The organism is Streptomyces sp. NPDC058045 (genome assembly GCF_042885635.1).
In the GTDB taxonomy this organism is placed as follows: Bacteria; Actinomycetota; Actinomycetes; order Streptomycetales; family Streptomycetaceae; genus Streptomyces.
The window spans coordinates 1-19,090 of sequence record NZ_JBHVRR010000041.1 but is presented as its reverse complement, the minus strand read 5'-3'; the positions used below and the strand labels follow the sequence as shown (position 1 = coordinate 19,090).

The 19,090-nt window shown below is 73.6% G+C and carries 23 protein-coding genes; 4 read left to right on the top strand and 19 right to left on the bottom strand.

The window, feature by feature from the left end; all coding sequences use genetic code 11:
* Nucleotides 1–59 precede the first annotated feature (59 nt).
* The 9 genes from trpA to hisI all read right to left on the bottom strand — a co-directional run bounded on the left by trpA (nt 60) and on the right by hisI (nt 7,083).
* Nucleotides 60–875, bottom strand: coding sequence for a tryptophan synthase subunit alpha (gene trpA, locus ACFVST_RS22330; RefSeq protein ID WP_390154733.1), 816 nt, complete (start codon nt 873–875; stop codon nt 60–62).
* Nucleotides 872–2,161 (bottom strand): tryptophan synthase subunit beta, encoded by a 1,290-nt coding sequence (gene trpB / locus ACFVST_RS22325; protein ID WP_390154731.1) that lies wholly within the window; start codon nt 2,159–2,161, stop codon nt 872–874. The genes trpA and trpB overlap by 4 nt, the downstream gene beginning before the upstream one ends.
* Before the next feature lie 112 nt (nt 2,162–2,273).
* A complete protein-coding gene (trpM, locus tag ACFVST_RS22320) occupies nt 2,274–2,438 on the bottom strand; it encodes a tryptophan biosynthesis modulator TrpM (RefSeq protein ID WP_390154729.1) in 165 nt (54 codons plus the stop codon).
* A gap of 8 nt (nt 2,439–2,446) precedes the next feature.
* On the bottom strand, nt 2,447–3,256 hold the full coding sequence (gene trpC / locus ACFVST_RS22315; RefSeq protein ID WP_390154726.1) for an indole-3-glycerol phosphate synthase TrpC: 810 nt from the start codon (nt 3,254–3,256) through the stop codon (nt 2,447–2,449).
* Between the two features lie 151 nt (nt 3,257–3,407).
* Nucleotides 3,408–3,821, bottom strand: coding sequence for a DUF2752 domain-containing protein (locus ACFVST_RS22310; RefSeq protein WP_390154800.1), 414 nt, complete (start codon nt 3,819–3,821; stop codon nt 3,408–3,410).
* A 229-nt stretch (nt 3,822–4,050) separates the two neighbouring features.
* A complete protein-coding gene (locus tag ACFVST_RS22305) occupies nt 4,051–4,278 on the bottom strand; it encodes an HGxxPAAW family protein (protein ID WP_390154723.1) in 228 nt (75 codons plus the stop codon).
* Nucleotides 4,279–4,432: 154 nt separating this feature from the next.
* Entirely contained in the window at nt 4,433–5,074 is a 642-nt protein-coding gene (locus tag ACFVST_RS22300; RefSeq protein ID WP_390154720.1) for a TIGR02234 family membrane protein, read from the bottom strand.
* A gap of 108 nt (nt 5,075–5,182) precedes the next feature.
* Nucleotides 5,183–6,679, bottom strand: a complete 1,497-nt coding sequence (locus tag ACFVST_RS22295; protein WP_390154717.1) for an anthranilate synthase component I — start codon at nt 6,677–6,679, stop codon at nt 5,183–5,185.
* An 11-nt stretch (nt 6,680–6,690) separates the two neighbouring features.
* Entirely contained in the window at nt 6,691–7,083 is a 393-nt protein-coding gene (gene hisI, locus ACFVST_RS22290; RefSeq protein WP_390154714.1) for a phosphoribosyl-AMP cyclohydrolase, read from the bottom strand.
* Nucleotides 7,084–7,204: 121 nt separating this feature from the next.
* On the opposite strand from hisI, the gene ACFVST_RS22285 reads away from it, so the two are divergent.
* Nucleotides 7,205–7,840 carry a TIGR03085 family metal-binding protein gene (locus ACFVST_RS22285; RefSeq protein ID WP_390154712.1) on the top strand — a complete coding sequence of 212 codons (636 nt, stop codon included), beginning with the start codon at nt 7,205–7,207 and terminating at the stop codon, nt 7,838–7,840.
* Nucleotides 7,841–7,870: 30 nt separating this feature from the next.
* On the opposite strand, the gene ACFVST_RS22280 is transcribed toward ACFVST_RS22285, so the two are convergent.
* From ACFVST_RS22280 to hisD, 10 genes are all read right to left on the bottom strand, one after another.
* A complete protein-coding gene (locus tag ACFVST_RS22280) occupies nt 7,871–9,121 on the bottom strand; it encodes an MFS transporter (RefSeq protein ID WP_390154711.1) in 1,251 nt (416 codons plus the stop codon).
* A gap of 62 nt (nt 9,122–9,183) precedes the next feature.
* On the bottom strand, nt 9,184–9,771 hold the full coding sequence (locus ACFVST_RS22275) for an ArsR/SmtB family transcription factor (protein ID WP_390154708.1): 588 nt from the start codon (nt 9,769–9,771) through the stop codon (nt 9,184–9,186).
* Nucleotides 9,772–9,879: 108 nt separating this feature from the next.
* A complete protein-coding gene (gene hisF, locus ACFVST_RS22270) occupies nt 9,880–10,635 on the bottom strand; it encodes an imidazole glycerol phosphate synthase subunit HisF (protein ID WP_390154705.1) in 756 nt (251 codons plus the stop codon).
* Nucleotides 10,632–11,054 (bottom strand): RidA family protein, encoded by a 423-nt coding sequence (locus tag ACFVST_RS22265; protein WP_390154702.1) that lies wholly within the window; start codon nt 11,052–11,054, stop codon nt 10,632–10,634. Before ACFVST_RS22265 ends, hisF begins: the two co-directional genes overlap by 4 nt.
* Nucleotides 11,051–11,788: a bifunctional 1-(5-phosphoribosyl)-5-((5-phosphoribosylamino)methylideneamino)imidazole-4-carboxamide isomerase/phosphoribosylanthranilate isomerase PriA gene (priA, locus tag ACFVST_RS22260; RefSeq protein ID WP_390154699.1), complete on the bottom strand. Its 738-nt coding sequence runs from the start codon at nt 11,786–11,788 to the stop codon at nt 11,051–11,053. The genes ACFVST_RS22265 and priA overlap by 4 nt, the downstream gene beginning before the upstream one ends.
* Before the next feature lie 2 nt (nt 11,789–11,790).
* Nucleotides 11,791–12,444 carry an imidazole glycerol phosphate synthase subunit HisH gene (gene hisH, locus ACFVST_RS22255; RefSeq protein ID WP_390154698.1) on the bottom strand — a complete coding sequence of 218 codons (654 nt, stop codon included), beginning with the start codon at nt 12,442–12,444 and terminating at the stop codon, nt 11,791–11,793.
* A 9-nt stretch (nt 12,445–12,453) separates the two neighbouring features.
* Nucleotides 12,454–12,618 carry a hypothetical protein gene (locus tag ACFVST_RS22250; protein ID WP_390154695.1) on the bottom strand — a complete coding sequence of 55 codons (165 nt, stop codon included), beginning with the start codon at nt 12,616–12,618 and terminating at the stop codon, nt 12,454–12,456.
* A 2-nt stretch (nt 12,619–12,620) separates the two neighbouring features.
* Nucleotides 12,621–13,214 carry an imidazoleglycerol-phosphate dehydratase HisB gene (gene hisB, locus ACFVST_RS22245; RefSeq protein ID WP_390154693.1) on the bottom strand — a complete coding sequence of 198 codons (594 nt, stop codon included), beginning with the start codon at nt 13,212–13,214 and terminating at the stop codon, nt 12,621–12,623.
* Nucleotides 13,211–14,407: a histidinol-phosphate transaminase gene (locus tag ACFVST_RS22240; RefSeq protein ID WP_390154690.1), complete on the bottom strand. Its 1,197-nt coding sequence runs from the start codon at nt 14,405–14,407 to the stop codon at nt 13,211–13,213. The genes hisB and ACFVST_RS22240 overlap by 4 nt, the downstream gene beginning before the upstream one ends.
* Nucleotides 14,404–15,741, bottom strand: coding sequence for a histidinol dehydrogenase (hisD, locus tag ACFVST_RS22235; protein WP_390154797.1), 1,338 nt, complete (start codon nt 15,739–15,741; stop codon nt 14,404–14,406). Before hisD ends, ACFVST_RS22240 begins: the two co-directional genes overlap by 4 nt.
* A gap of 179 nt (nt 15,742–15,920) precedes the next feature.
* On the opposite strand from hisD, the gene ACFVST_RS22230 reads away from it, so the two are divergent.
* Genes ACFVST_RS22230 through ybaK form a run of 3 tightly spaced genes read left to right on the top strand, consistent with a single transcriptional unit; the run spans nt 15,921 to nt 18,885 of the window.
* The gene (locus tag ACFVST_RS22230) at nt 15,921–17,522 is read left to right on the top strand and encodes an oxidoreductase (RefSeq protein WP_390154687.1); all 1,602 of its coding nucleotides are present in this window, start codon (nt 15,921–15,923) and stop codon (nt 17,520–17,522) included.
* A 60-nt stretch (nt 17,523–17,582) separates the two neighbouring features.
* Nucleotides 17,583–18,326 carry an LON peptidase substrate-binding domain-containing protein gene (locus tag ACFVST_RS22225; protein WP_390154685.1) on the top strand — a complete coding sequence of 248 codons (744 nt, stop codon included), beginning with the start codon at nt 17,583–17,585 and terminating at the stop codon, nt 18,324–18,326.
* 58 nt (nt 18,327–18,384) lie between these two features.
* On the top strand, nt 18,385–18,885 hold the full coding sequence (gene ybaK, locus ACFVST_RS22220; RefSeq protein WP_390154682.1) for a Cys-tRNA(Pro) deacylase: 501 nt from the start codon (nt 18,385–18,387) through the stop codon (nt 18,883–18,885).
* The last annotated feature ends 205 nt before the right edge of the window (nt 18,886–19,090 follow it).

Genomic DNA, 19,090 nt, shown 5'->3' with positions numbered 1-19,090 from the left:
GAGGCAGCAGCGTGCCTCCCCGCTTCAGGACCACCCGGAAGAGTTACCCGCGGTGCGTGTCACGCCCTGCGGCGCACCCCTCGGGCCAGTTCCCCGGCCAGTTCGCGGACCGAGGCCAGGCCCGCCGCCTCGTCCGGCGCGTCCAGCATCCGCTTGACGAAGGCGGAGCCCACGATGACGCCGTCCGCGAAACCGGCCACCTCGGCGGCCTGCTCCGCGTCGGACACCCCGAGGCCCACGCAGACCGGCAGTTCGGTGCCGGCCCGGGTGCGCCGGACCAGGTCCTCGGCCTGGGCGCCGACCGAGGCGCGGGTGCCGGTGACGCCCATCAGCGAGGCCGCGTAGACGAAGCCGGAACCGGCCGCGGTGATGGTGGCGAGCCGCTCGTCCCGGCTGCTCGGGGCCACCACGAAGACCGTGGCCAGCCCGTGCTTCTCGGCGTGCTCACGCCACAGAGCGGACTCCTGGACCGGCAGGTCGGGCAGGATGCACCCGGCTCCCCCGGCCTCGGCCAGCTCCGCCGTGAACCGCTCCACGCCGTACCGGTCGATCGGGTTCCAGTACGTCATGACCAGGACGGGCTTGCCGGTGGCGCGGTGGGCCTCGCGGACCGTGCGCAGGGCGTCCGCGATCCGCACCCCGCCGCGCAGCGCGATGTCGTCCGCGGTCTGGATGACGGGCCCGTCGAGCACCGGGTCGCTGTGCGGCAGGCCCACCTCGACCACGTCGGCGCCGCCGTCGAGTACCGCCTTCACCGCCTCGATGCCGCCGTCCACGGTGGGGAAGCCGGCCGGGAGGTAGGCGATCAGCGCGGCGCGGTGCTCGGCCTTCGCCGCGGCCAGTGTGTCTTCCAACAGCCTGATGTTGCCGCTCACTTGGCGTCCCCCTCGATCTCGGCGGCGTCGCCCGCACCGGCGTCCGCGGCCACCGCGGTGTCCGTGTCGTACAGGCCGAAGTACCGCGCGGCCGTGTCCATGTCCTTGTCGCCGCGGCCGGAGAGGTTGATCACGATCAGCCCCTCGGGGCCGAGTTCGCGGCCCACCTGGAGGGCCCCGGCCAGTGCGTGCGCGCTCTCGATCGCCGGGATGATCCCCTCGGTACGGGAGAGCAGCCGCAGCGCCCGCATCGCCTCGTCGTCGGTGACGGCCCGGTACTCGCCGCGGCCGCTGTCCTTGAGGTAGGCGTGCTCGGGGCCGATGCCCGGGTAGTCCAGGCCCGCGGAGATCGAGTACGGCTCGGTGATCTGGCCCTCGTCGTCCTGGAGGACATAGCTGCGGGAGCCGTGCAGGATGCCGGGCTCGCCCGCGGTGAGGGTGGCCGCGTGCTCGCCGGTGGCGATGCCGTGGCCCGCCGGTTCGCAGCCGATCAGGCGGACGCCGGCGTCGGGGATGAAGGCGTGGAAGAGGCCGATGGCGTTGGAGCCGCCGCCGACGCAGGCCACGGCCGCGTCCGGCAGCCGCCCGGCGCGCTCCAGGAGCTGCCGCCGGGCCTCCACGCCGATGACGCGGTGGAAGTCGCGGACCATCGCCGGGAAGGGGTGCGGTCCGGCGACGGTGCCGAACAGGTAGTGGGTGTGGTCGACGTTGGCGACCCAGTCGCGGAACGCCTCGTTGATGGCGTCCTTCAGGGTGCGCGAGCCGGACTTCACGGCGACGACCTCGGCGCCGAGCATCCGCATCCGGGCCACGTTGAGGGCCTGCCGCTCGGTGTCGATCTCGCCCATGTAGACGGTGCAGTCGAGGCCGAAGAGGGCGCAGGCGGTGGCGGTGGCGACGCCGTGCTGCCCGGCGCCGGTCTCCGCGATGACGCGGGTCTTGCCCATCCGCCGGGTCAGCAGGGCCTGCCCCAGTACGTTGTTGATCTTGTGGCTGCCGGTGTGGTTGAGGTCCTCGCGCTTGAGGAACACCCGGGCGCCACCGGCGTGTTCGGCGAACCGCGGCACCTCGGTCAGGGCGCTGGGGCGGCCGGTGTAGTGCACCAGCAGCTCGTCGAGTTCACGGGCGAACCCGGGGTCGGACTTGGCCTTGTCGTACTCGGCGGCGACCTCGGCCACGGCGGCGACCAGCGCCTCCGGGATGAACATGCCGCCGTATGCGCCGAAGTACCCCTCGGCGCTGGGGACTTGCCCGTCTGGATCGGGGATGAAGCAGTCACTGGACATGCGGGAACCTCACGGTGGGTCTTCTCGGGTGACAAACGCCGTGGGGGCAGGGGTGGTTACTCGGCCGCGAGCCGTGTGTGCCCGCTCGCGGCGACGCGGCGGAGCCGCGGACTCAGTACCGTCCCGCGCCCCTCGTGGGGGCGCTCTGCCATCGCATTCCGTTGATCTGGCCCGGCTCGGAACCGATGTGGTACCGGACCCGGCGGCCGCGGACCCGGCGGGCCGGGGCGCGGCAGCCACGCGGTCGGCAACCGGGGGCCAGGGCGGACAGGGGCATCGCGGAGGTCAGCTCCTGCCGTGCCGCAGGGCCGGGTGGGCGCCCGCCGCGACCAGGTCGGAGACCGCGGTCCTCGGGTCCTTGCCGGTGACCAGGGACTCCCCGACGAGGACCGCGTCCGCGCCGGCGTTGGCGTAGGCGATCAGATCGTGCGGGCCGCGGACGCCGGACTCGGCGACGCGGACGATGTGCCCAGGGATCTCGGGGGCGACCCGCTCGAAGGTGTCCCGGTCGACCTTGAGGGTCTTCAGATTGCGGGCGTTGACGCCGATCACCTTGGCGCCGGCGTCCACCGCGCGCTCCACCTCGTCCTCGTCGTGCACCTCGACCAGCGGCGTCAGCCCGATGGACTCGGCGCGCTCGACCAGGGACTCCAGCGCGGGCTGCTCCAGCGCGGCCACGATCAGCAGCACCACGTCGGCACCGTAGGCGCGGGCCTCCCAGAGCTGGTACGAGGTGACGATGAAGTCCTTGCGCAGGACGGGGACGTCGACCTTGGCGCGGACCGCCTCCAGGTCGGCCAGGGAGCCGCCGAAGCGCCGCTGCTCGGTGAGGACGGAGATGACGGCGGCGCCGCCCGCCTCGTAGTCCGCGGCGAGGGCCGCCGGGTCGGCGATGGCGGCGAGCGCGCCCTTGGACGGGCTGGACCGCTTGACCTCGCAGATCACCTTGACGCCGTCGCCGCGGAGGGCGGCCGCACCGTCCTTGGCGGCGGGGGCCTTGGCCGCGCGCTCCTTCAACTCGTCGAGGCCGACGCGCTCCTGCCGCTCAGCAAGGTCGGCACGGACTCCGTCGATGATCTCGTCGAGCACACTCACGCGAGCGGTCCCCTTTCCTGTCCTGTTCCTGGCTTCCCGTCGATGGTCCTGAGTCCGGCGATCGGCCTGTACCAGCGATGGTATCCGCAGCCGGGGCACTCGCCCGCATCCGGGCGGCCGAGGTCCCACGGGCTGGACGGCGGGCTGTCGATCACGGGTGCAGCCAGCCGCCGAAGGGCAGATTCCGCACCACCGTGAAGACGGTGAGCAGGGCGCCGAGGCCCCAGAGCACGGCCGGCGGCGGATCGAACCGCAGCGGTCGGCCCTGTACGGAGCGCACCGCCCACAGCGCCCAGCAGGCGGCGAAGGCGAGATAGCCGGCGACGGCCAGCGCGTTGGCGCCGAGCGCGGCGCCGAACTCGCCGTGGACGACGGCGTGCGCGCTGCGCAGTCCGCCGCAGCCGGGGCACCAGACACCGGTGTAGCGCAGCAGCGGGCAGGCCGGATAGTGGCCGGGCTGGTTGGGGTCGACGGTGCCGACGTAGGCGAAGGCGCCGGCGACCGCGGCCAGTACGCCGAGCGGCACCAGCAGCCGGTGCGCCGCGGTGCGCCCGCCGCCGACCAGGTCGGGGGCGGCGGGCCGGGGACCCGCCGGGCGCGGCACGGCGGGCGGCTCACCGGGGGCGGTGGCGCGGGCGGTCGGCTCGCGGGCGGCGGCGGGTTCGGCGGTCACCCTGGCATTGTGCCCCGCGGTCCGGGGTGCCGCCCGGTGGGCCGTGGGCACCGGCGGAACACGCGCGGCGGGCCTCCTGGTGCTTCCGGGAGGCCCGCCGTCGTACGGCCGCGGGTGCGGGTCAGCTCTCGGCGGTGGCGGAGCGGTTCGGGGTCCGGTGCTGGCCCATGCCGGCGAGGTGCATGATGCCGCCGACCAGGCCGCCGAGCAGGATCACGCCGATGCCGGCCCAGAACCCGACGGGCTTGGCCATGACCATGAAGGCACCCGCGACGCAGAAACCGATGAACGCGATGATGACGCCGGTCCAGGCGGCCGGGGTGTGTCCGTGGTGGCTGCTGCCCGCCATGGCTTGCTCCTCGATTGCTGTTGTACGTGCTTGGTGTACGTGCTCGTCAGGACGTGCTGTTCGCGCTGTGCTGCCGGTGCTCGCCCACGCTCCGGCGACCATTGTCCCGTACCGGCGCGGGCGCACGAGCACGGGGGTGGGGCGGGTGCGGTGGTCAGGTGGTGGTGGGGTCCTCGCCGCGGTCCAGGGCCTTCCACAGGTCCTCGGGGCGGTCCGGGTCGACGGGGCGGGTACGGCGGGTGCGGGGGGCGCCGTCGCGTTCGTAGCGGCCTGACATGCCGGGCCAGCGGCTGCCGTAGCGCAGGGCGAGGAGGCCGGCGATCAGCAGCAGCAGCCCGCCGGCGGCGGCCACGTACGGCCAGGGGGTGTGGGTGAGGGACTCGACGGTGGCGGCGGTGTTGCCGGTGGTCTGGGCGGCCCTGCCGTCGAGGACGGAGTCGTCGCGGTGGGCGAGGAGGGCGGTGAGGACGGTGCCGGCGCCGCTGAGTGCGAGCAGTGCGGCGACCAGGAGGCGCCCGGCGCGGCGTACCGCGAACACGGCGACCATGGCGGCCAGGCCGACTATGGCGAGGGCGGCGGGCACTCCGGTGACGTCGCTGCCCTTGGCGGTGAGCGGGAAGCGGCCGCCGGCCACCGCGGCGGTGCCCTCGGCCCAGCCCTGGCGGCTGGCGAGGAGGACGACGGCGGCGCCCGCCGAGCCGAGGAGCAGGGCGGTGGCCAGGCTGCGGCGGCCGGCGGCCGGCAGAGGAGACGCGGGGCCGGCTTCGGTGCGGGGGGATGGCACGGCTGAAGTCACCCCACCACTATCCACCACCGGCTCACCCCGGCCCGCGCCCGGGGCCGCCCGGGTGACCCGCCCCGATCCGGGGCCGCCGCCTCCGGTTACCGGCTCGGTTACCGGTTCCTAGGACCGGCCGAGCCGGTTGGCGGTGTGGACGGCGCGGAGTACGGCGGCGGCCTTGTTGCGGCACTCGGTGTCCTCGGCGACCGGGTCGGAGTCGGCGACCACTCCCGCGCCGGCCTGGACGTAGGCGGTGCCGTCGCGGAGGAGGGCGGTGCGGATGGCGATGGCGGTGTCGGAGTCCCCGGCGAAGTCGAGGTAGCCGACGCAGCCGCCGTAGAGGCCGCGGCGGGTCGGCTCCAGCTCGTCGATGATCTGGAGGGCGCGGGGCTTGGGGGCACCGGAGAGGGTGCCCGCGGGGAAGCAGGCGGTGAGCACGTCGAAGGCGGTGCGGCCGGGGGCGACGCGGCCGGTGACGGTGGAGACGATGTGCATCACATGCGAGTACCGCTCGATCGACATGAAGTCCACGACCTCCACGCTGCCCGGCTCGCAGACCCGGCCGAGGTCGTTGCGGCCGAGGTCGACCAGCATCAGGTGCTCGGCGCGCTCCTTCGGGTCGGCGAGCAGCTCCTCGGCGAGCGCCTGGTCCTCCTGCGGGGTGGCGCCGCGCGGCCGGGTGCCCGCGATGGGGTGCAGCATCGCGTGCCCGTCCGCCACCTTGACCAGGGCCTCGGGGCTGGAGCCCACCACGTCGAAGCCGTCGAAGCGGAACAGGTACATGTACGGCGAGGGGTTGGTGGCGCGCAGGACCCGGTAGACGTCGAGGGCGCCGGCGGTGCACTCCGTCTCGAAGCGCTGCGAGGGCACCACCTGGAAGGCCTCGCCGGCCCGGATGCGCTCCTTGATGTCCTCCACGGCCCGCTGGTAGTCCTCACCGCCCCAGCCCGCGCTGAACTCGGGCAGCGCCGACGGCGGCAGCGCGGCCGGGGGCTGTACGAGGGGGCGGGAGAGGTCGGCCTCCATGGCGTCGAGGCGGGCCATGGCGTCGGCGTAGGCCTCTTCGACGCCGGTCTCCAGGTCGTTGTGGTTGATGGCGTTGGCGATCAGGCGGACGGTGCCGTCCCAGTGGTCGAGGACGGCGAGGTCGCTGGTGAGGAGCATGGTCAGCTCGGGCAGCCGCAGGTCGTCGCGGTCGCCGGGGCCGACCTTCTCCAGGTGGCGGACGATGTCGTAGCCGAGGTAGCCGACCATGCCGCCGGTGAAGGGCGGCAGGCCGGGGGCGAGGTCGCGGGGGGTGTGCAGGGCTTCGACGGTGGCGCGGAGCGCGGCCAGCGGGTCGCCGTCGAGAGGGACGCCGACGGGCGGGGTGCCCAGCCAGTGGGCCTGCCCGTCGCGTTCGGTGAGGGTGGCGGCGGAGCGTACGCCGACGAAGGAGTAGCGAGACCACAAGGACCCGGAGCGGCCGTTCTCGGCGGACTCCAGAAGGAAGGTGCCGGGGCGTTCGGCGGCCAGTTTGCGGTAGAGCCCCACCGGGGTGTCGCCGTCGGCGAGGAGGGTGCGGCTGACCGGAATGACGCGGCGGTCGGCGGCGAGCTTGCGGAAGGTCTCTTGATCCATGGCGGGAGACCCTACTGACCGGCCGGGGCGGTGCCCTCGGGGCCACCGGTGGCGGCGGGCAGCACATCGGCGTCGAAGCAGGTGCGGTCCCCGGTGTGGCAGGCCGCGCCGACCTGGTCGACCCGGACGAGGACGGTGTCCGCGTCGCAGTCCAGGGCGACGGACTTGACCCACTGGACGTGCCCGGAGGTGTCGCCCTTGACCCAGTGCTCGCGGCGGCTGCGGGACCAGTAGGTGCAGCGGCCGGTGGTGAGGGTGCGGTGCAGTGCCTCGTCGTCCATCCAGCCGAGCATCAGCACCTCTCCGGTGTCGTACTGCTGGGCGATGGCGGGGACGAGGCCGTCGCTGCTGCGCTTGAGGCGGGCGGCGATGGCCGGGTCGAGGCGGTTGGGCGTGCTGGTCATGGCGTCCATTGTGCGGGACCGCGAGGGGGGCGCGGGACGGCGGCGGTGCGGCCGGGGGTTCGGTACCGCTTCGGGGGCCGAGGCGTGGCCGGAGCGCGGCGGCGGTCGTAGGCTTGGCCGTATGTCGACCCATGCAAAGCGTGAACGGCTGTTGCTCGCCGACCTGTTGGAGTCCGCGGGGCCTGATGCCCCGACCCTTTGCGAGGGGTGGCAGACCCGGGATCTCGCCGCCCATGTGGTGGTGCGCGAGCGGCGTGCCGACGCGGCGGCGGGGATGTTCGTCAAGCCGCTGTCCGCCCGCCTGGACCGGGTGCAGGGCGAGTTCGCCGCCAAGCCGTACGAGGAGCTGGTGCAGCTCATCCGCACCGGGCCGCCGCGGTTCTCGCCCTTCTCGCTGAAGCAGGTGGACGAGGCGGCGAACGCGGTGGAGTTCTATGTGCACGCCGAGGATGTGCGCCGGGCTCAGCCGGACTGGACGGCGCGCGGCCTCGACCCGGTCTTCGCCGATGTGCTGTGGGCCCGGCTGGAGCGCACCGCCCGGATGCTGGCCAGGAAGGCCCCGGTGGGCCTGGTGCTGCGCCGTCCCGACGGCCGTACGGCGGTGGCCCATCGCGGTACGCCAGTGGTGACGGTCACCGGGGAGCCGGGTGAGCTGACCATGTTCACGTTCGGCCGCCAGGGGGTGGCGGACGTGCAGCAGGAGGGCGAGCCGGAGGCGCTGGAGAAGCTGGCCGGCGCCAAGCAGCTCGGTTTCTGACCGCATCCCCCGTTTCGTCAACTCCCTTGTTCAGGCGGGGAGTTCGGCGCGGCGCAGGGTCGGGGAGGCCAGTCCGACGAGGCCGCCGGCGGCGCACAACGCGGCGCCGGTGGTGAAGACCGGCACGGTGCCCCAGGCGCCGATCGCGGCGCCGGTCAGGGGGAAGGTCAGCGGGGCGACGCCCATGCTGAAGAGGCTGGTGAGGGCGGTGACGCGGCCGATCCTGGCCGGGTCCGCCTGGGTCTGGGTGAGGGCTCCGCAGAGCGCGCCGCTGAGGCCCATGAGCAGTCCGAGGGCGAGGGCGGCGGCGCCCGCCAGAGAGGCCCGCGGCATCAGGGCGATCAGCGCGATGGCGCCGGCGCCCGCGACGCTGGTGACACTGAGGACGAGCCCGGCCCGGGGCACCCGGCCGCGCACCGCCAGCAGCAGGGAGGCAGCGCCGGAGCCGGTGCCGAATCCGGCGAGGACCCAGCCGATCCCTGCGGTGCCCCAGCCGCGTTCGTCGGCGAGCAGGGCGAGACCGATGTTGAGCGGCCCTATGAAGCCCAGGTCGCCGAGGGCGCTGACCAGCACCAGCGGGGCGAGGACCCGGTGCCCTGCCACATAGCGGAGCCCGTCGCGCAGGGTGGGGCGTTCCCGAACGGAGCCCCGGGCGCCCGAAGTCCCGTCCTTGATACGCAGGGTCGCCAGCAGCGGTACGGAGGCGGCGAAGAGAAGTCCCGCCGCGGCAAAGGCAGTTGCGGGCCCGCCGAGCGCCACCCCCAGTCCGGCGAGCGGTGCGCCCAGGATGTTGGCGAGGCGGACCGCGATACCCCGCATCCCGTGGACCCGGGCGAGCTGGCCGGGGGCGGCGATCCTGGACGGCAGGGCGCCGACGGCCGGCAGGAAGAAGGCGTCGACCACGCCGAAGAGCAGGGCGAGCGCGGCCAGCAGCCAGAGGGCGGGGCCGGTGGCGAGGAGCAGTCCGGCGACGGCGAAGACGGCTGCGCAGCGGACGGCGTCGCTGCCGAGGACCACCCGCCGCAGCCCGAGGCGGTCGGCGACCACTCCCCCGCCGAGCATCAGCAGCGCCCGGGGCAGCGCACTGGCGGCGGTGACGAGTCCGGCCTGGGTGGGGGTGCCGGCCTGGACGGCGGTCCAGGACAGGGCGACGTAGTAGATGTTGTCGCCGAGGGTGGAGCAGGAGTAGGCGGCGAGCCAGCGGAGGACGGTGCCGTCGCGGTGGGCGGGACGCTCGGGGGCGGGAGCTTTCGCGGTGGTGGCGGTCGGGGGCGGCGTCACGTCGGTCCCTCTCTGCACCGGGTCGCGGTGCGGGCTGATGCTCGATGCCGGTCGACAGGGGGTCAGCTCCGGAACGGGAAGCCGTAGAGGTGGATGGCGGTGTTCTCGCGGCCCTCGGTGTCGCCCCCGTCCTCGGCGGCGCGGGCCGCCTTCTCGTGCCGGTCCACCAGGGCGTGCAACTCCCGGGCGAGGGCGGCCAGTTCGGCGGGGGTGAAGCGGGGCAGGAACTCCGAGTCGAAGGAGGCCTCGCCCCACTCCGGGCCCCAGGTGGCGCGTTCGTCGAGGTGGCGGCGGAAGAGGTCGACCCGGTGCTCCAGGAAGACGCGGCTGGCGGCGAGGTGGGCCGCGGTGCGCTCGGGGGCGTCGCGGAAGTCCGCGTCGTGGATGGAGACGCTTTCCTGGGCGGGGCGCCACCAGCGCTCTCGGCCGTCTCCGCTCTGCTGGGGTGCCTCCTCGATGAGGCCGTACTCGGCGAGCTTGCGCAGGTGGTAACTGACCAGCGACACCGCCTCGTCGACCTGCTCGGCGAGCTGGGAGGCGGTGGCGGTGCGGGCCGTGTAGAGGCTGCGGTAGAGGCAGCTGCGCAGCGGGTGGGCGAGGGCCTTGAGGGTGCCCAGGTCGGTGATACGGCGGCTCTCTGATCCGGTCATGCCTTCAGGCTAGATACGAAAGAAAAGTTGCACAACCAATCTTGCGGAACTTTTCTTTCGCATCTGCCCGGGCAGCCGCCCCGTTCGGAGAAGAGGGTCGGCCCGGGGTCAGCGGACGGGGTGGCCCGCCGCGCTGAGGGTCTGCTTGACCTCGCCGATCCGGAGGTCGCCGAAGTGGAAGACGGAGGCGGCGAGTACCGCGTCCGCGCCGGAGGCCACGGCCGGCGGGAAGTGCTCCAGGCGGCCCGCGCCGCCGGAGGCGATCACCGGTACCGACACCCGGCGCCGTACCGCCTCGATCATCTCCAGGTCGTAGCCGTCCTTGGTGCCGTCCGCGTCCATGGAGTTCAGCAGGATCTCGCCGGCGCCCAACTCGGCGGCGCGCTCGGCCCATTCGACGGCGTCCAGACCGGCGGAACGCCGCCCGCCGTGGGTGGTCACCTCGAAACCGCCGGACGGGGTGCGGCGGGCGTCCACCGACAGCACCAGCACCTGGCGGCCGAAGCGCTCCGCGATCTCCCGGATCAGCTCGGGGCGGGCGATGGCCGCCGTGTTGACGCCCACCTTGTCCGCACCGGCCCGCAGCAGCCGGTCCACGTCCTCGGCGGTCCGTACGCCGCCGCCGACGGTGAGCGGAATGAAGACCTGCTCGGCGGTGCGCCGCACCACGTCGTAGGTGGTCTCGCGGTTGCCGGAGGAGGCGGTGATGTCGAGGAAGGTCAGCTCGTCGGCGCCCTCCGCGTCGTACACCTTGGCCATCTCGACCGGGTCGCCCGCGTCGCGCAGATCGCGGAAGTTGACGCCCTTGACGACGCGGCCGCCGTCCACGTCCAGGCAGGGGATGACTCGGACCGCCAGGGTCATGACCGCTCGGGCTCCTCCGCTGCCGCCTGGCCGCCCCGGAAGGCCTCCAGTTCCACCTCGACCATGATCCGCGGGTCCACGAAGCCGTTGACCACGACCAGGGTGCACACCGGGCGGACCTCGCCGAAGACCTCCTGATGGGCGCGGCCCACCGGGTCCGCGTCCCGCGCGTGGGTCAGATACAGCCGGGTGCGGACCACGGCGGAGGCGTCCAGACCGAAGCGGCCGATCGCCTCCAGCGCGCTGTGGAAGGCCGTCCGCGCCTGCTCGTACGGGTCGCCCTCGCCGTAGAGGACCTTGCCGCGGAAGGCGGTGGTGCCGCCGACCAGGACGCGGTCGCCGGCCGCGACGGCGCGGGCGAAACCGATGGAGTCCTCCCAGGGCGAGCCGCTCTGCACCCGCCGCACCTGATCCGTCACGGGGCCACCGTCCTCAGCGCCTCCTGGAGCGTGAACGCCTTGGCGTACAGCGCCTTGCCGACGATGGCGCCCTCCACGCCGAGGGGCACCAGCGAGGCCAGGGCCCGCAGATCGGCCAGCGAGGAGACGCCGCCGGAGGCCACCACGGGGCGGTCGGTGGCGGCGCAGACGGTGCGCAGCAGCTCCAGGTTGGGGCCCTGGAGGGTGCCGTCCTTGGCGATGTCGGTGACCACGTAGCGGGCGCAGCCCTCGGCGTCGAGGCGGGCCAGCGTCTCGTAGAGGTCGCCGCCGTCGCGGGTCCAGCCGCGGCCGCGGAGAGTGGTGCCGCGGACGTCGAGGCCGACGGCGATCTGGTCACCGTACTCGGCGATGACCTTGGCGACCCACTCGGGGGCCTCCAGGGCGGCGGTGCCCAGATTGACCCGGGTGCAGCCGGTGGCGAGGGCGGCGGCGAGGGTGTCGTCGTCGCGGATGCCGCCGGACAGTTCCACCTTGACGCCGCCCGCCGCGATCCCGCGGGCGACCTCGGCGATCAGGGCGCGGTTGTCGCCGGTGCCGAACGCGGCGTCCAGGTCGACCAGGTGGAGCCACTCGGCGCCGGCCTGCTGCCAGGCGCGGGCGGCCTCCAGCGGTGCGCCGTAGGAGGTCTCGGTGCCGGACTCGCCGTGGACGAGGCGGACGGCCTGGCCGTCGCGGACGTCGACGGCGGGCAGGAGTTCAAGCGTCTGAGCCATGATCAGAGGGTCTCGATCCAGTTGGAGAGGAGCTGGGCGCCGGCGTCGCCGGACTTCTCGGGGTGGAACTGGGTGGCCCACAGTGCACCGTTCTCCACCGCCGCCACGAAGGGCTCGCCGTGGGTGGTCCAGGTGACGAGGGGGGCGCGCATCGCCGGGTTGGCCGTCTCCAGGGTCCAGTCGTGCACCGCGTAGGAGTGCACGAAGTAGAAGCGGGCGCCGTCGGGGCCGGTGCCGACGCCGTCGAAGAGGCGGGAGCCGGCGGGCGCGTCGACCGTGTTCCAGCCCATGTGCGGGACGGTCTCGGCCGTCAGCGGGCCGACGGTGCCGGGCCACTCGTCCAGGCCCTCGGTCTCCACGCCGTGCTCGACGCCGCGGGCGAAGAGGATCTGCATCCCGACGCAGATACCGAGGACGGGGCGGCCACCGGACAGGCGGCGGTCCACGATCCAGTCGCCGCGGGCCGCGGTCAGGCCCCGCATACAGGCGGCGAACGCGCCGACGCCGGGCACCAGCAGCCCGTCGGCGTTCATCGCCCGGTCGAAGTCGCGGGTGATCTCCACCTCGGCGCCGGTCCTGGCGAGGGCGCGCTCGGCGGAGCGGACATTGCCGAAGCCGTAGTCGAAGACCACAACTCGCTTGCGGGTACCGCTCATCGGGCCTCCTCAGCTCCAGTAGTCGAGCCGCAGCACACCGGCCACCAGGCAGAGCCCGGCGCCGATGGACAGCAGGGTGACCAGGCTGCGCGGCATCCCCTGCTTGACGAAGGAGATGATGCCGCCGACCAGGAACAGCCCGACGAGGATGAGGACGGTGGACAGGCCGCTCATGGTCAGAGGGCGCCCTTCGTGGAGGGGAGGATCCCGGCCGCCCGCGGGTCCGGCTCGCTGGCGTACCTCAGAGCGCGGGCGAGCGCCTTGAACTGGCACTCCACGATGTGGTGCGCGTTGCGCCCGTAGGGCACGTGGACGTGCAGCGCGATCTGGGCCTGGGCGACGAACGACTCCAGGATGTGGCGGGTCATGGTGGTGTCGTAGCTGCCGATCATCGGCGCCATGTTCTCCGGCTCGCTGTGCACCAGGTAGGGGCGGCCGGAGAGGTCCACGGTGACCTGGGCGAGCGACTCGTCCAGCGGGACGGTGCAGTTGCCGAAGCGGTAGACGCCGACCTTGTCGCCGAGGGCCTGCTTGAAGGCGGCGCCCAGGGCGAGGGCGGTGTCCTCGATGGTGTGGTGGGTGTCGATGTGCAGGTCGCCCTCGGTCCGCACGGTGAGGTCGAAGAGGCCGTGGCGGCCCAACTGGTCGAGCATGTGGTCGTAGAAGCCGACCCCGGTCGCCACATCGACCCGGCCGGTGCCGTCGAGGTCGATCTCGACCAGGACCTTGGTCTCCTTGGTGCTGCGTTCTACCCGCCCTGTGCGGCTCATGCGCCCTGCTCCTGCTTCTTCTGCGTCTGTTGGGTCTGCTCGGCGGAGTCGTCCGCGCCGGGTCCGTGCCGCAGGGCGCGTACCGCGTCGAGGAAGGCGTCGTTCTCCGCGGGGGTGCCGGTGGAGACCCGCAGCCACCCCGGTACGCCGTTGTCGCGGACGAGTACCCCGTGGTCCAGGATGCGCTGCCAGGCGGCGTGCGAGCCGCCCGGCCCCTCGAACCGGCCGAACTGCACGAAGTTGGCGTCCGACTCGGTCACCTCGAAGTCCAGCGCGCGCAGCTCGGTGACCAGCCGGTCCCGCTCGGACTTGAGCTGCTCGACATAGCCGAGCAGGGTGTCGGTGTGCTCCAGCGCGGCCAGCGCGGTGGCCTGGGTGACGGCCGACAGGTGGTACGGCAGCCGCACCAGTTGCACCGCGTCCACCACCGCCGGGTCCGCCGCGAGATAGCCGAGGCGCAGCCCGGCCGCGCCGAACGCCTTCGACATGGTGCGGGAGACCACCAGATGCGGCCGCCCCGCCAGCAGCGGCAGCAGCGAGGTGCCGTGGCTGAACTCGACATACGCCTCGTCCACGATCACCATGGACGGCTTCGCCGCCTGCGCCGCCTCGTACAGGGCGAGGACGGTCTCGGCGGGGACCGCGTTGCCCGTGGGGTTGTTCGGGGTGGTGACGAAGACGACGTCGGGGCGGTGCTCGGCGATCGCGGCCGCGGCCCGCGGCACATCGACGGTGAAGTCCGCGCCGCGCGGCCCGGACACCCACCTCGTGCCGGTGCCGCGGGCGATCAGCGCGTGCATCGAGTACGAGGGTTCAAAGCCGAGCGCGGTACGGCCGGGCCCGCCGAAGGTCTGGAGCAACTGCTGGATGACCTCGTTGGAGCCGTTGGCCGCCCAGATCTGCTCGCGGCGCAGCGGATGGCCGCCGGTGCGGGTCAGATAGCGGGCCAGCTCGGTGCGCAGCTCGACGGCGTCCCGGTCCGGGTAGCGGTTGAGGTCGCGGGCGACTTCGCGCACCCGCTCCGCGATCCGCTCCACCAGCGGCTCGGGCAGCGGGTACGGGTTCTCGTTGGTGTTCAGCCGGACCGGCACATCGAGCTGCGGCGCACCGTACGGGGACTGGCCGCGCAGCTCCGCGCGGATCGGCAGGTCGTCGATACGGGTGGGACCGCTCGCCTGCTCTGTGCTGCTCACTTGCCTCCGGGGACCTTCCACTCGAACCTCGCCCTGACCGCCGCTCCGTGCGCGGGCAGGTCCTCCGCCTCCGCAAGCGTGACCACATGGTGGGCGACCTCGGCCAGCGCGTCCCGCGAGTAGTCCACGATGTGGATGCCGCGCAGAAAGGACTGCACGGACAGCCCGGAGGAGTGGCAGGCGCAACCGCCGGTGGGCAGTACGTGGTTGGAGCCCGCGCAGTAGTCCCCGAGGGAGACCGGCGCCCATGGGCCGACGAAGATCGCGCCCGCGTTCCGCACCCTTCCGGCGACGGCCGCGGCGTCGGCGGTCTGGATCTCCAGGTGCTCCGCCGCGTAGGCGTCGACCACCCGCAGGCCCTCCTCCACCCCGTCCACCAGGACGATCGCGGACTGCCGGCCGGAGAGCGCGGGCGCGATCCGCTCCGCCACATGCTTGGTGGCGGCGAGCTGCGGGGCCAGCTCCCGCTCCACCGCGTCCGCCAGCTCCGGCGAGTCGGTGACCAGGACGGCGGCGGCCAGCGGGTCGTGCTCGGCCTGGCTGATCAGGTCGGAGGCGAGGTGCACCGGGTCGGCGGTGGCGTCGGCGAGGACGGCGATCTCGGTGGGACCGGCCTCCGCGTCGATCCCGACCCGGCCCTTGAGCAGGCGCTTCGCGGCGGCGACGTAGATGTTCCCGGGGCCGGTGACCAGGTCGACGGCGGGGCAGTCCGCGGTGCCGTGGGCGAACATGGCGACCGCCTGGGCGCCGCCCGCCGCGTACACCTCGTCCACGCCGAGGAGGGCGCAGGCGGCGAGGATCGTCGGGTGCGGCAGCCCTCCGAAGGCCTCCTGCGGCGGGGAGGTCACGGCCACCCCCTCGACACCGGCCTCCTGCGCGGGCACCACGTTCATCACCACGGACGACGGGTACACCGAGAGCCCGCCCGGTACGTAGAGCCCGACGCGGCCGACCGGCACCCACTTCTCGGTGACGGTGCCGCCGGGCACGACCTGGGTGGTCACCGTCTCCCGGCGCTGCTCGCGGTGGACGAGGCGGGCGCGGCGGACGGACTCCTCCAGCGCGGCGCGCACCGCGGGGTCGAGACCGGCCAGTGCCTCGCTCAGGGCGGCGGCGGGCACCCGCAGCGACTCGGGCCGCACCCCGTCGAACTTCTCGCCCCACTCCAGGACCGCCTCGGTGCCGCGATGCCGGACGTCCTCGCAGATGGGCCGCACCTTCTCCAGGGCGGCTTCCACGTCGAACTCGGCTCGGGGCAGGAGGTCGCGCAGGGCGCCGCCCTCGGGGAGGGCGGCACCGCGCAGATCGATTCGGGCCAAAGCGAATGAGTGCAGCACGTGCCCAATTCTCGCAGACCCGCGCCCCGCCCCGGACGCACGTATCACTGGCTGATACACGCCGCGGACACCACCGGTGTCACTCCGTGCACGGTCCTGGTGTTCACGCCGCCGGGACCGGGCATGAGCAGTCGTGACCGGGGAGCAACTGCGGTGCGGGGCAAGGGATTCAAGGAATGACACGGGGAGGAAGGGTGCCGGTGGTCGACGGCGGCGGCACGGTGGAACTGCCGGACGGGCTGACGGGGGCCGAGGTCGGGATGTGGCAGGCGTTCCGCAACGGCAGCGTCTACGATCTGCGCGGCGGTGATCCGCTGGTGGACGACGCGCACGGGGGCCACCCCTGGGGGCCGGAGCGGACGGTGCGGGCCCGGATAGTGGCCTGGCTGCTGCTGGCGGGGCCGCCGCCGCTGCCCGGCCGGGTCGCCTCGCTGAAACTGCACGGGGTGCAGATCACCGGCGCCCTGGATCTGGCGGGCGGCCAGGTGGAGCCGTATGTGGAGATGAAGGGCTGCCGCTTCGAGAAGGAGATCCTGCTGCCGGAGGCGCGGGTGACCACACTGCGGATGGTGGACTGCTCGATCCCGCGGTTCGAGGGCGCCCGTCTGCACACCGAGGGCGATCTGCATCTGCCGCGCTGCCGGCTGCACAACGGCATCCGCCTCAGCGACGCCCATATCGGCACCGACCTGCTGCTCAACCAGGCCGTCATCTACCGGGACCGCAGCGGCCGCTCCCTGATGGGCGACGGGCTGACCGTCGGGCAGGACCTCCAGGCCGAGTTGATGGAGTCGCACGGTGAACTCAGCCTGCGCGGCGCCCAGGTGGGCGTCTCGCTCAGCCTCCGCGGCAGCCACCTCGCCAACGTCTACGGGCGCCGCGCGTTCAACGCCCCCCAGATGACCGTGGAACGCGCCCTGTACCTGACCCCGGCCAGCCTCGGCGACCCGGTGCTGACCAGCGGCGCCACCCCGGCCCGCGGCACCCGGGTCCAGCGCTTCGAGTGCCAGGGCGGGATAAGGCTGGACGACGGCCGGTTCGGGGACGCCGTCGACATGGACCAGGCGCGCTTTCTGCTGGAGAACGAGCAGGAGCTGTCCCTGCGCCGCATCCAGACCCCCGAACTCCGCTTCCTCGGCGAGCGGCCGCAGCGCGGCCGGGTCGTCCTGTCCGGCGCCAAGGTGATCAACCTGGTGGACCGCGCGGTGAGTTGGCCCCGCGAGGCCGGCCTGCTCTCCATGGGCGGCTTCGCTTACGAGAACCTGGTGCCGCGCGGCCCGTTCAGCCTCACCCAGCGGCTGGAGTGGCTGTCCGCGGCGACCGCCGAGTACAACCCGGAGCCCTTCGAGCGGCTCGCCACCGTACTGCGCAACGGCGGCGAGGACGCCGACGCCCGCGAGGTGCTCCTCGCCAAGCAGCGCCGCCGCCGCAAGACCCTCCCGCTGGCCGCGAAGCTCTGGGGCTACGCCCAGGACGTGACCGTCGCCTACGGCTACCGGCCGGGGCGGGCGGCGCTGTGGATGGCGCTGCTGTGGGCGGCCGGCACGATCGCCTTCTCGCACGCCCCGCACCCGCCGATGAAGGCCGACGAGCACCCCGACTGGAGCGCCCCGCTCTTCGCCCTCGACCTGCTGATCCCGGTGATCAACCTGGGTCAGGAGGACTACTGGCGGCTGTCCGGGCTGTGGCAGTGGGCGGCGGCGGTGGTGATCGTCCTCGGCTGGATACTGGCCACCACGGTCGCCGCCGGCGCCACCCGGCTGCTGCGCCGCGGCTGACCGGGGGCGCGGGCAGCGGGCGGGGGTTGTACTGGGGCGCGGGCGGCGGGGCCATTAGGCTTGCGCGTCGTGACCGTCCGCCTGCCGCTGTTCCCGCTCGACTCGGTGCTGTTCCCGGGTCTCGTGCTCCCCCTGAACGTCTTCGAGGAGCGCTATCGCGCCATGATGCGCGACCTCCTCGCGGCACCGGAGGGCGAGCGCCGCTTCGCCGTCGTCGCCATCCGGGACGGCCATGAGGTCGCGCCCAGCCGCCCCGGGCTGCCGGACCCGACGGCACCGGCGGAGCACGGCCCGGCCGCCGGTTTCGGCGGCGACCCGGCGCGAGCCCTGCACGGCGTGGGCTGCATCGCGGACGCGGCCACGGTGCGGGAGCGGCCCGACGGCACCTTCGAGGTACTGGCCACCGGCACCACCCGGGTACGGCTCGGCGCGATCGACACCAGCGGCGACTATCTCACCGCCGAGGTCGAGGAGTTGACGGAGGAGCCAGGCGACGAGGCGGGGGCGCTCGCGGAGGGTGTGCTGCGGGCCTTCCGCGGCTACCAGAAGCGGCTGGCCGGCGCCAAGGAGCGGTCGCTGTCCACGGGCGCGGAGCTGCCGGACGAGCCGTCCGTGGTGTCGTATCTGGTGGCGGCGGCGACGGTGCTGGACACGCCGACCAAGCAGCGGCTGCTCCAGGCCCCGGACACCGCCTCCCGGCTCCGGGACGAACTGCGGCTGCTGCGCGGCGAGACCGCGGTACTGCGCCATCTGCCCTCGCTGCCCGCGACCGACCTCACCCGCGGCCCGACCAGCCTCAACTGACCGTCTCCGCACGCCTGTTGCCAGGCGCCGCGGACACGACCCAGGGGGACCGAAACCGATGGCGAAGAAGAAGCAGAAGCAGCACTCCGGCGGCACCCCGGCGACGGTGGCGCTGACCGGGGCCGGGGTGGCGTTCACCGTGCACTCCTACGTACACGACCCGGCGCACCCCTCCTACGGCGAGGAGGCGGCGGAGGCGCTGGGTGTGCCTCCGGAGCGGGTGTTCAAGACGCTGGTGGCGGAGGTCGACGGGGCGCTCACGGTGGCCGTGGTGCCGGTGGCGGGGTCGCTGGATCTGAAGGCGCTGGCGGCGGCGGTCGGCGGCAAGCGGGCCGCGATGGCCGATCCGGCGGCCGCCGAACGCGCCACCGGCTATGTGCGCGGCGGCATCTCCCCGCTGGGCCAGCGCAGACGGCTGCCGACGGTCCTGGACGCCTCGGCCGCCGAGCATCCCACCATCTGCGTCTCTGGCGGACGCCGCGGCCTGGAGGTGGAGCTGTCCCCCACCGACCTGGCCACCCACACCGCCGCCGTCCTGGCCCCCGTCACCCGCACCTGACCGGTACGGAGCCTAGGCCGTGTCGTTTGGATCTCCGTGGCGTCGCGGGCCCTGGCACGCTCCCCCAGCTACCTCTGGGAGGTGCCCCACTCGCCGCACCGGCCGAAAGCCCAAGTAGCTCCGCTACGAGGACTTCCAACCGGCACGCCGAGAGCACGCACCAGACCCCGCTCCTTGCTCCACGGAGATCCAAACGACACGGCCT

Coding starts and splice junctions, on each gene's coding strand:
- priA (WP_390154699.1), bottom strand. CDS start 11,788: ATGGCTCAGACGCTTGAACTCCTGCCCGCCGTCGACGTCCGCGACGGC.
- ACFVST_RS22285 (WP_390154712.1), top strand. CDS start 7,205: ATGTCGACCCATGCAAAGCGTGAACGGCTGTTGCTCGCCGACCTGTTG.
- trpB (WP_390154731.1), bottom strand. CDS start 2,161: ATGTCCAGTGACTGCTTCATCCCCGATCCAGACGGGCAAGTCCCCAGC.
- trpM (WP_390154729.1), bottom strand. CDS start 2,438: ATGCCCCTGTCCGCCCTGGCCCCCGGTTGCCGACCGCGTGGCTGCCGC.
- hisB (WP_390154693.1), bottom strand. CDS start 13,214: ATGAGCCGCACAGGGCGGGTAGAACGCAGCACCAAGGAGACCAAGGTC.
- ACFVST_RS22295 (WP_390154717.1), bottom strand. CDS start 6,679: ATGGATCAAGAGACCTTCCGCAAGCTCGCCGCCGACCGCCGCGTCATT.
- ACFVST_RS22230 (WP_390154687.1), top strand. CDS start 15,921: ATGACACGGGGAGGAAGGGTGCCGGTGGTCGACGGCGGCGGCACGGTG.
- ACFVST_RS22275 (WP_390154708.1), bottom strand. CDS start 9,771: ATGACCGGATCAGAGAGCCGCCGTATCACCGACCTGGGCACCCTCAAG.
- ACFVST_RS22305 (WP_390154723.1), bottom strand. CDS start 4,278: ATGGCGGGCAGCAGCCACCACGGACACACCCCGGCCGCCTGGACCGGC.
- hisI (WP_390154714.1), bottom strand. CDS start 7,083: ATGACCAGCACGCCCAACCGCCTCGACCCGGCCATCGCCGCCCGCCTC.
- hisH (WP_390154698.1), bottom strand. CDS start 12,444: ATGAGCGGTACCCGCAAGCGAGTTGTGGTCTTCGACTACGGCTTCGGC.
- ACFVST_RS22250 (WP_390154695.1), bottom strand. CDS start 12,618: ATGAGCGGCCTGTCCACCGTCCTCATCCTCGTCGGGCTGTTCCTGGTC.
- ybaK (WP_390154682.1), top strand. CDS start 18,385: ATGGCGAAGAAGAAGCAGAAGCAGCACTCCGGCGGCACCCCGGCGACG.
- hisF (WP_390154705.1), bottom strand. CDS start 10,635: ATGACCCTGGCGGTCCGAGTCATCCCCTGCCTGGACGTGGACGGCGGC.